Below are 10,151 nucleotides of genomic sequence, written 5' to 3'. Positions count from 1 at the left end.
TACTCAAACTCTGTCATACTTTTTCAATCGTACCCTGAAAGCAGAATACGAGGTCGCCGGTATCGACCGGCGGTTTGACATATAAGACAGCTGTAAGTTTTAAGCTGTGAGCTGTCAGAGAAAACCAGGAAATGTCTCAAAACTTTAAAAGCAAAGCCTTTGACTTACCCCCGTTGCTCTTGAGGGCGCACCTGCCAGCACGGTCACTGAACCGCAGCCCGACCGCAACCGCGCGGTTTTACTCTCTTCGGTCTCCTGTCTTCAGACCCAAGTCAGGGATACTTCCCTGACCTGAAGATCATGTCCCCATTTGACTGTGTTTCCATCCAGCCAGTCAGGGTCGCTGGTATCGAACGGCGGGTTCCTGACTCTTCTTGCCTGTCTTGAGCCGGCTGCAGGAGGAGCCTAATGCTGCCTTCACTCTCCTCTGCGAAGAACCAAAATTTTCTGCCTGCATCCTTCCCGGGATTGTTTCGAAGTTTATAAAAACCCAGAAAAATGCATTTTTTTTAGTGTGAAAATGAAAATAGTTCGAAAATGTAAGAAAAATGTAAGAAATCATTCTTATAATAGGAGCCACAAAGTGAAGGTCAGAGGCGAAAGCCTTTTTCTGGTCAAAGCTCTCGGAGGGATACCTTCTTCTTTTGTCTGTATTGAAATTTCGGAGGGGACCCCTATCTCGATTGAGATAGGGGATTTTTTTTGTCCGGCGGCGCCTTTTCTTTCTCCTTCAGCAGTTTGTCTGCTGTTTTGAGGGCCAGCCTTAAAAGGCTTTTCGCGGTCGGTGAGACGTCGGAATGATCAAGCAGGTATACGGTGTACTTGGTCAGCAGTGAAACATCAACCAGATGCTCGACCAGACCCCAGAAGACGGTCTCTTCCGGTGTTCGCGTCATCTCTTCTTCGTTCGGTGCTTCTGCAAGTTTGAAATACTCCAATGATCTTACAATTTTTTCAAACGGGGCAAGATGGCCGGTTGCGTAGAATTGTCCCCACAGCGCATCGATCCGCTGCGGCGTTCGCTCGGCAGCAGACATCCCGGCGTCAGCAAGGGTCCTGGCACGCAGTTTGTCGATATAGGCCTTGTCGTCCGGAGTGAGCCGGGAAAGCAGATCGAATGGTGGGTTGTCGGCAAGAGCCATCAATCCCAGGATCTGTTTACGCTGTTCCGGTTTGTTGTGGTAATCGTTGACCAGGTGGTTCCAGAGCCAGCGGTTCTCGTTAATGAGATGGCGGCTGAAGGATAACAGCCGGGTGTTGTTTTTAATCCACTGCGGGTCGTCGTCGATGAATTGCAGGATCCCGAAGACAGCTTTGCCGCTATCCGGTTGGCGAAAATAGTTCTTTATCCAGAACTTGTAGAAATCTTCGTTAGCAAAATTGGCAATTTTTTCGAATTTACTGAACTCGACTGTTGCCGAGCGGGAAACGGTCTTCTCTGCATAACGATCACGAGCGATGATTTTAACCTCGTAGTCTCCCGGTGGATAGCTCTTGTCAAAAATGACGCCCGGGTACTGCTGGTTGATAATAATCGATTTTTTATTCCGGATCGGGCCGTTGTAGGCGATAAAGTCCTCTCCCCGGTCCGGGGTTGGACTGCCGTCCGGGGCGAAAAACTGGAAATCATAGCTGATATTGACATTCCCCAGAGCCGAAAGGGCGTACCCCCTGAAGAGCAGGCGCAGTTCAAAGGGCTGGTCGGGGTATATCCGTTCAGGAATATAAATTGTCGGTTCGAAGTTCGACGGCACCTTGTACCAGCTGTCGAGTTGCTGATCGAGGGTCGGGACGACAAAAAAGTCGAATTTTTCGGCATGTCCCTCGACCGGAACAATGAGAAAGGCGGCCAGGGTCGCCACAATCGAGTATTTGGCTAAGCATAATTTCATTTGTGAATAATTGTCTGCCCGGTTCAGGTTCAGTGTGCGCTGGTAAGCCAGTGCCAGTTCTGCCAGTATTCTACATCACCCAGGTAAAAGCTGTCATTATGATCTGCACCCTTGACAAGATAAATACGCTTCGGTTCCGGTGCAAGCTCAAATAGCCGCTTGCCCATGATCGGCGGCACGATTGAGTCGGCTGTTCCGTGGATCAACAACAGCGGAACTGTGAGGGAGCCGATGTTTTCTTCGTTGTTATATTCTGCCGAGAGCAGCCAGCCGAAAAGTCGGCTCAGTACCGGATAGTGCCACCTGCCCATTGCCCTGATCGAGGTGAAAGGGCTTTCCATGACCAGGCCGGCCGGTGAAAATTCGAGAGCCATCTGCAGGGCAATTGCGGCCCCCAGTGAACGGCCGAAGTACAGTGTCTTTGCCGGAGGGTATCCCCGCTGCTCAAGCCAGGCGACGGCACCACGTCCGTCATCACTGGTGCCTGTTTCGGAAGGGCTGCCGCCACTATGGCCGTACCCCCGATAGTCGAAAATAAAAACCGGATAGCCGGCCTGATGCAGTCGTTGCAGGTTGTGAACCCGGTCACCGATATTTCCGGCATTGCCATGGAAGAAAAGGACCAGAGGGAAATCCGGTTGGCCGGGCACCAGCCAGCCATGCAGGCTGGTGCCATCGACTGCCGGAAAACGGATTTCTTCAAACTCAAGGCCGGCGGCGGCCGGGGTCGAATTGAGCGTTCGGGTCGGAAAGTAAAGGAAATGGTTGTCCATGGCTCCCCATGTTTTATCCACTCCGGTGATCAGGAGGAGAAGCGTAGTGACCAGGAAAAGTGACGGTAATGTCGTCGGCAGTAGGAACCAGCGTCTTCGCCGCAGACGAGTCATAAATGCGCTACTTGCGCCAGATGGTCGGAAAGAAGAGGACGAGAACCGTAAATAATTCGAGCCTTCCAAGCAACATGCAGAACATCAGCACCGTTTTGCCGAAGGGGGCAATATGAGCGTAGTTGTCGGCCGGGCCGACCGAGCCGAGACCCGGGCCGATATTGCTCAGGGTTGCGATAACCGCGGCCCCGGACGAGACCAGATCCATGCCGCTGGCGGCCATCAGGAGTGAGGCGACGACAAAGATCCCCATAAAGAGTGCAAAGAACCCAAGGATTGCCTGCATCACTTCACGGTCGACCGGAATGTTCCCGAGTTTGACCAAGCGCACGGCCCGGGGATGGATCAGCCGGAAGAGCTGCACATGGGCGTGTTTGAACAGCAGCAGGATCCGGGCGACCTTCATGCCGCCGCCGGTCGACCCGGCACAACCGCCGATGAACATCAGAAGAACCAGCAGGTATTGAGCAGCGACTGACCATCCTTCATAATCGGCCGTTGCAAAACCGGTCGTCGTCATGATCGAAACCGTCTGGAAGGCGCTGTATCGGAGATTGTCGGCGAAGGAGTCGTACACCGAACTGAAATTAAAAATAAACAGGGCCGCAATTGCTATCAGGGTGATGCCGAGGTAGACACGGAATTCCTCGTTGCGGTGCAGTTGGCGCAAGCGGCCGCGCAGGGCATGATAATGCAGGGAGAAATTGACCCCGGCCAAGAACATGAACAGGGTGACCACCCAGTCAATGTATGCCGAATTATAGGCTCCGACCGAAGCGTTACGGGATGAAAAGCCGCCGGTCGCCAGAGTCGCAAAAGAGTGACAGAGTGCGTCATGCAGGCTCATGCCACCGAACATCAACAGGATGGTTTCGGCCGCGGTTAACAGAACGTAAACGCCCCAGAGCAGTTTGGCGGTGTCCTGTATGCGCGGCTTCAGGCGATCGGCCGTTGGGCCCGGAACCTCGGCCTTGAACAGCTGCATGCCGCCGACACCGAGCATCGGCAGGATCGCCAGCGACATAACGATGATTCCCATGCCGCCAAGCCATTGGGTCAATGAGCGCCAGAGCAGGATCGATTCCGGCAGGCCCTCGATCCGGGTCAGAATCGAGGCGCCGGTCGTGGTAAAACCGCTCATCGTTTCAAACATCGCATCGAGCGGTGCAGGGATGGTGCCGCTGAGCAAAAAGGGCAGGGCGCCGAATATGGCATAGAAAAGCCAGCCGAAGGTAACGATGGCAAAGCCTTCCCTGACCGAAAGTTCCCGGTCGCTCTGGCAGAGGCGGAACAGGATCAGGCCGACCAGAAATGAGATGGACGATGACCAGATGAAAGCGAGGGCTGCCCCGTCCGCATAGTAGAGCGAAAAAGGGATCGGGAACAGCAGCGCCGCTGCCAAAAAGAGCAGCAGCGCGCCGAGTATGCGCAGGGTCAACTGGATGTTCATTTATTCAAAGAACCTCTCGACCTTGACGAGTGCTTCCGGCAGGGCAAAAACAACAACCCGGTCGCCCGCTTCGAGGGTGCTTTCTCCATCCGGAATCTGGTAGGTTTCGCCGCGGACGATCGCCCCGATAATGGCGTTCTCGGGAAAAACAAGATCATGCAACGGGATGCCGAGGTTCTTGCTCTCTTTTTTCAGTTCGATTTCCATCGCTTCGGCATTGCTCCCCTCGATTGCCGTAATCGAGATGATCTCTCCCCGCCGGACGTATTTCAGGATGGCGCTGGCCGCCGAAATACGGGGAGAGACACAGGCGTCGATACCCAGAGTCGGGGCGAGGCCGAGCATCTCCGGGCTGCTGACCAGGGCCAGGGTCCGTTCGGCGCCATGCTGGCGGGCCAGCAGCGAACTCAGGATATTGGTCTCGTCGCTGTCGGTGGTGGCAATGAAGATATCGGCAACTTCAATACCCTCCTCGACCAGTGTTCTGATGTCGGTGCCGTCAGCGTGAATGACCATCCCCTTGGCCAGTTTGGCCGAGAGTATTTCGCATCGTTCTTCGTCGCGCTCAATAAGGCGCACTTCGAAACGCTCTTCTTCAAGTTGCTTGGCGATCCGTAATCCGATATGCCCGCCGCCGAGAATGAAGGCGCGCTGGCGTTGTTGTTTCTTGGCACTGGTGTCCTGCTGCAGCATGTACTGTATCGAAGGCAGGTCCTGGGTGTGCGCGAATATGAAAATCGAGTCGCCGGCCTGGATCGTGTCGTCGCCACGCGGAATGAGGGTTTTGCCGTTGCGGGTGATGGCGGTGATGACAAAGCGGTAGATGCCGCGGATCTCGCCGAGTTCGCGCAAGGTCAGGTTGCAGATCGGCGAGTTTTCTTCGATCCGATAGCCGAGGAACTGGACCTGGCCTTCGACGAATTCAGCAACATCAAATGCGCCGGTGCGGCAGGCGATTTTGACGATTTCATCGGCAACTGCGTCGTTCGGGTTGATCAGCAGATCGATGCCGAGCTTCTCTTTCGACAGGATCGCCCCCGCGCCGGTATATTCGATGCTTTTGACTCTGGCGACCCGGGTTTTGACATCGTATTCACGTGCCAGGAGGCAGGCGAGAATGTTGACTTCATCGAAATCGGTGACGGCAATGAAAATATCCGTGTCGCTGATTCCGGCCTGCTCGAGGGTCTCGGCGCTGGCGCCGTTTCCGGCAATACCGAGAACGTTCAGACGGTCCTCGGCCCGGCGCAGATTTTCGTCACTGCGGTCGATGAGCGTTACCTCGTGTCCTTCGAGGGAGAGCCGCTCGCTGAGGAAATAGCCGACCTGGCCGGCACCGACAATCAATATACGCATAACTTTCCGCTTTCTGGAAAAACAGCTGTTGGTCGCTTAACAATCGGGTAAAAATCGCATAAATCGTCAAATTGTGCAAGCCTGTCTGCTCTTCGTAAGTGAGTTGTACTTCGCGGCCGGAATCGATAGAATGCAGGGGGAAAGGTCAGGTAAATTAATGTTTGAAGTTGATGAAGACCATATCAAAAGGGAACGCCGCAAGGCCCGTGAGCTGCGGCAGAGCCAGTGGTGGAAGAATCGGGTTGCCCGCGGCGAGTGCCATTATTGCGGTGTCCGGGTATTGCCGCGTGACCTGACTCTCGATCATGTTGTTCCGGTCTCGCGCGGCGGCAAAACGACAAAAGGGAATTGTGTCGCCGCCTGCAAGGATTGCAACAATCGGAAAAAGCAGCTGACGCCGGTCGAATGGGCCGGCTATCTCGATAAGATCGGTTATTCCGAATCGTAATACTGCCGCCTAGAGTTCCTCGAAAATCTCCTCGTCATCATCATCGTCCTCATCCTCATCGGTATAATCGTTGTCGAGAAAATGATCGAGAAATTTCTGGTTGTCACGGATCCGCCGGGCGATGTCGTCCTGCAGCTCGTCCATCTCCGGAAAGCGGGATGGGCTGGCGGGCTCTTCTTCCGGTGTTTCCGGGGATTCAGGTTCTTTCTGTTCTTCGTCCGACACGGCAAACCTCCATCTGGTATAACTGTTTTGCAACGGTCATCATAACAGAAAATTTGCTGATTTTCAGCTCCGGTGGCATATTACTCCCATGAGCAGGAAACCTTACAAGCTTTTTTCCGAGCATCTGAAACAGCTCTTCGGCGAGCGGATTCACAAGATCTCGGTCGATGCCGGGATGAGCTGTCCGAACAGGGCGGGAACCCGGACCAACCCGGGATGCCTTTTTTGTGACCCGGGCGGCTCCGGAGCGGTCGGTATCGAAAGGGCTTTGCCGGTAGCGGCACAGATTGAACAGGGCAAGGAGGTCATGGTTCGCAAGTACAAGGCCGGCCGGTTCCTCGCCTATTTTCAGCCTTTTTCCAATACCAATGCTCCGGTAGCGACCCTGCGCCGGCTTTATGACGAGGCTCTGGCGGTTGACGATGTCGTCGGCCTGGCGATCGGGACCCGCCCCGACTGTTTGCCGGTCGAAGTTCTCGACCTGCTCGGCACTTATCACCAGCAGTGTTACCTCTGGCTCGAGCTTGGCCTGCAATCGAGCCACGACCCGACCCTCGATTATTTAAGGCGCGGCCACGATTATGCGCAATTCCTCGATGCCTACAAAGCGGCCCGGGAGAGAGGGCTGCGCGTCTGTGTCCATGTTATCCTCGGGCTGCCGGGAGAAGATCGTGCCGCGATGCTGAAGACCGCCGATGAAATGGCCCGTCTTCAGGTCGACGGGGTCAAGATCCATCTGCTTCATATCCTCCGCGGGACACCGCTCGGTGATCTCTATGAACGGGGCGAAGTTGACGTCTTGAGCCGTAATGATTATGTTTCTCTGGTTGTCGATTTTATCGAACGGCTGCATCCCGACACACTGATTCACCGTTTGACCGGTGACGGCCCCCGCGATATTCTTCTGGCACCCCTCTGGTCGTTGAACAAATGGGAAGTCCTCAATGCGATTGATGCCGAGTTTGTCCGGCGCAACTCTTTTCAGGGAAGGCATTACCATGCGGCGCGTTGAAATCATTTTTCTTATCGTAGTTGTTGCGACTCTTCTGCTGAGCTGCCAGAAGCCACCGGAGACCGCCGATTCGATTGCCCGGCGGGTGGTTGAGGCACATGGCGGGGCCAAGGCCCTGAGCGAGGCCCGGGGATTCCTGTTCCATGGGCACGTGCAGAATCTTATTGAGGACAAGCACGCCAAGGTCTGGATTCTGTTTCGTCGACCGGGCGAGTTGCGGGTTATCGCCGAAATGGATGACGCAAAAGAAGACCGGCTCTTTCTTGATGGTGCCGGCTGGATCGATTCCGGCAGCGGCTTTGAAAAAGCGACCGGTATCAGCTACGACCTGCTGGAATTCCAGTCGGAGCACCTGCGTATCCCGTTCGGACTGCAACAGGGTTTCTATCGTCTCGAGCTGCTTGACGAGGTTGTCGAAGGCGAGCCGGTCCGGTTGCGTTTAACCGATCCGGATGGCGCCGAAATGACCATAACGATCGATCCGATCAACTCGGTGGTGCGGAAGGTCGAGCGGGAGCTTGTTGTTCAGGGTGAAAATGCGACTTTTGGAGTCGTTTACGAGGACTACCGGCCGGTCAAGGGGATGCAGGTGCCGTTCCGCATGATTAACTTTGTTAATGGAAAACCGATTGTCGTGACCAGCTTTCAATCGATCCAGACAAACCCATCCGTACCTGAAAAAGTATTCAGTCCACCCGGGAGCGGGTGATTGGAGAAGAGGTGCTTCAGCGGGAGCTGCTGACGACAGGGCTCTCGAGGGTTTCCGGTTGTTCACCGGCTCCACCCCAGGAGATCAGTAGCAGGGACGCCCAAACAATACCAACCATTATCACTACAATTCGCATCATAACGAGCAGAACAATACATGAGCTTTTTTATATAATCAAGCCTATATTTTAATCCTTTACAATTTCTTGCCTGTACCTCTCCGATATGGTACTTTGCGCGCCGTTTGCATCACTTTTCGCTGGAAGATTATGAAACTCTCCTCGCTCAATCCTGAACAGAGAACCGCTGTTGAACAGACCGACGGCCCGGTCCTGATTCTGGCCGGCGCCGGCTCCGGCAAGACCCGGGTTATCACCTTCCGCATCGCCTATCTTCTGCAGCAGGGGGTTGCGCCGGCGAATATCCTCGCAGTCACTTTTACCAACAAGGCGGCCAGGGAGATGCGGGAGCGGGTCGCCGCTCTGGTCGGCAAGCGGTCGGTCTCCGAAATGACGATCTAGACCTTTCATTCGCTCGGCGTCAAGATCCTGCGCCAGGAGATTGCCCGGCTCGGTTTTAAAAAAGGGTTCACGATCTACGGGGCGGCCGACCAGGTTCGGCTGATTCGCGATATCGTTTCCCGTCTGGCCCCGCAGGGGGAGAAATACGATGCCGAAAGGATTCAGTACCTGATCTCGGCGGCCAAGAACCGGCTCGAGACGCCGCAGACCTTCCGGTTCAATCAGGGTGATCCGTACGCGATCATGGCGGCGGAGGTCTACCCCGAATATCAGAAGTCTCTGAAAGCCTTCAATGCCGTCGATTTCGATGACATCCTGTTGTACAGCGAAAAACTGCTCAGCGAACATGAGGCGGTTCGTCAATCATTCCGGCAGCAGTTCCGCTATATCATGGTCGACGAGTATCAGGACACCAACGAGGCCCAGTACCGGATCCTTCGACATCTCACCGGCGCCGAGCGCAACCTCTGTGTTGTCGGTGACGACGACCAGTCGATCTATGCCTGGCGCGGCGCCAATCCCGGCAATATTCTCGATTTTGAAAAGGACTTCCCGGGGGCGAAGGTGGTCAAGCTCGAAAGCAACTACCGCTCGACCGGCAATATCCTCGCCGCCGCCAACGGCCTGATCGCCAACAACAAGGCGCGCAAGGACAAGGTTCTGCGGGCCATGGCCGGCGACGGAGAGCCGCTGGTCCACGTCAGCTGTTACGACGAGGAAGAAGAGGCGCAGCACGTGATCACCCATATCCGCAATGCCCTCTACAACAGGGAAGCCGTTTACTCCGATTTTGCCATTCTTTACCGGACCAATGTGCAGTCGCGGGTCTTTGAAGAGCAGCTGCGTTACGAGGATATTCCGTATGTGCTGATCGGCGGCCAGCAATTTTTTGATCGCAAGGAGGTCAAGGATCTGCTCGCCTACCTGCGGGTGATTCTCAACCGCAGTGACGAGATCAATCTGCTGCGTATTCTCAATTATCCGCGCCGCGGCATCGGCCCGACCAGCGCCGACCGGCTGATCCGGGCCTCGGCCGAGCGTAACTGTCCATTATGGGATGTTCTCGATGATCCGTCCGGGGTCGAACTCGAACCGCGGGTGCGCGACGCCATCAGCCGCTTTGTCGGCCTGCTGCAAAACTATCGTCAGCGTTTTCGGACCTCATCCGGCCTGGCTGCGCTGTTGCGCCAGTTGGTGACCGATCTCGATATCGAGGGCGAACTGCACCGCACCCTCAACGATCCGGACCGGGCGCGCAAGCGGATGGAGTTTGTCGAGGATGTTGTGAGCGCCATGGCCAACTACGAGGAGCGCGAAGGCAAGCCGAGCCTGCTCGGTTTCCTCGAAAAGGTTTCACTGCTCGATGATGAGGATTCCGACAGTGACGACAAGGAGAAAAAGCTGCAGCAGGATGCCGTGGTGCTGATGAGTCTGCATTCGAGCAAGGGCCTCGAGTTTGATCATGTTTTTCTGGTCGGAGTCGAAGAGGAGTTCCTGCCGCATACCAAGTCGATCTCCGAAGAGATGGATATCGACGAGGAGCGGCGCCTCTGCTATGTCGGCATCACCCGGGCCCGGAAAACCCTGACCCTGAGCAGCTGTGAACAGCGCCGCAAATTCGGTAAAATGCTGCAGCGGGTGCCGAGCCGCTT

Annotated in this window: 10 protein-coding genes; 5 read left to right on the top strand and 5 right to left on the bottom strand. The window is 55.3% G+C overall.

Annotated features, from left to right (window positions below; genetic code table 11):
• Window positions 1-674 precede the first annotated feature (674 nt).
• The 4 genes from C0623_07430 to C0623_07415 are packed head-to-tail and all read right to left on the bottom strand — an operon-like array spanning window position 675 to window position 5,585.
• Window positions 675-1,892 (bottom strand): hypothetical protein, encoded by a 1,218-nt coding sequence (locus C0623_07430; protein PLY00339.1) that lies wholly within the window; start codon window positions 1,890-1,892, stop codon window positions 675-677.
• Between the two features lie 29 nt (window positions 1,893-1,921).
• Window positions 1,922-2,779 (bottom strand): hypothetical protein, encoded by an 858-nt coding sequence (locus C0623_07425; GenBank protein PLY00338.1) that lies wholly within the window; start codon window positions 2,777-2,779, stop codon window positions 1,922-1,924.
• A 7-nt stretch (window positions 2,780-2,786) separates the two neighbouring features.
• Window positions 2,787-4,229 carry a potassium transporter gene (locus C0623_07420; GenBank protein PLY00337.1) on the bottom strand — a complete coding sequence of 481 codons (1,443 nt, stop codon included), beginning with the start codon at window positions 4,227-4,229 and terminating at the stop codon, window positions 2,787-2,789.
• The gene (locus tag C0623_07415) at window positions 4,230-5,585 is read right to left on the bottom strand and encodes a Trk system potassium transporter TrkA (protein ID PLY00336.1); all 1,356 of its coding nucleotides are present in this window, start codon (window positions 5,583-5,585) and stop codon (window positions 4,230-4,232) included. It abuts the gene before it with no gap.
• 157 nt (window positions 5,586-5,742) lie between these two features.
• Here C0623_07415 and C0623_07410 point away from each other — a divergent pair, with 157 nt between their 5' ends.
• Window positions 5,743-6,033, top strand: a complete 291-nt coding sequence (locus tag C0623_07410) for an HNH endonuclease (GenBank protein ID PLY00335.1) — start codon at window positions 5,743-5,745, stop codon at window positions 6,031-6,033.
• Between the two features lie 9 nt (window positions 6,034-6,042).
• On the opposite strand, the gene C0623_07405 is transcribed toward C0623_07410, so the two are convergent.
• Entirely contained in the window at window positions 6,043-6,258 is a 216-nt protein-coding gene (locus tag C0623_07405) for a hypothetical protein (GenBank protein PLY00334.1), read from the bottom strand.
• A gap of 88 nt (window positions 6,259-6,346) precedes the next feature.
• Between C0623_07405 and C0623_07400 the strand changes: the two genes are divergently transcribed.
• The 4 genes from C0623_07400 to C0623_07385 form a co-directional block, all read left to right on the top strand.
• Window positions 6,347-7,270, top strand: coding sequence for a TIGR01212 family radical SAM protein (locus C0623_07400; protein ID PLY00333.1), 924 nt, complete (start codon window positions 6,347-6,349; stop codon window positions 7,268-7,270).
• Complete coding sequence (locus C0623_07395) at window positions 7,257-7,979, top strand: hypothetical protein (GenBank protein PLY00332.1); 723 nt, start codon at window positions 7,257-7,259, stop codon at window positions 7,977-7,979. Before C0623_07400 ends, C0623_07395 begins: the two co-directional genes overlap by 14 nt.
• Window positions 7,980-8,247: 268 nt before the next feature.
• Entirely contained in the window at window positions 8,248-8,499 is a 252-nt protein-coding gene (locus C0623_07390; GenBank protein ID PLY00331.1) for a hypothetical protein, read from the top strand.
• Between the two features lie 243 nt (window positions 8,500-8,742).
• On the top strand, window positions 8,743-10,151 hold a 1,409-nt coding region (locus C0623_07385; GenBank protein ID PLY00330.1), incomplete at its 3' end, for an ATP-dependent DNA helicase Rep.

Origin of the sequence: Desulfuromonas sp., from assembly GCA_002869615.1 — a bacterium.
GTDB lineage: Bacteria > Desulfobacterota > Desulfuromonadia > Desulfuromonadales > UBA2294 > BM707.
Note: the sequence above shows the minus strand (reverse complement) of the source record. Positions and strands in the feature narration are given on the sequence as shown.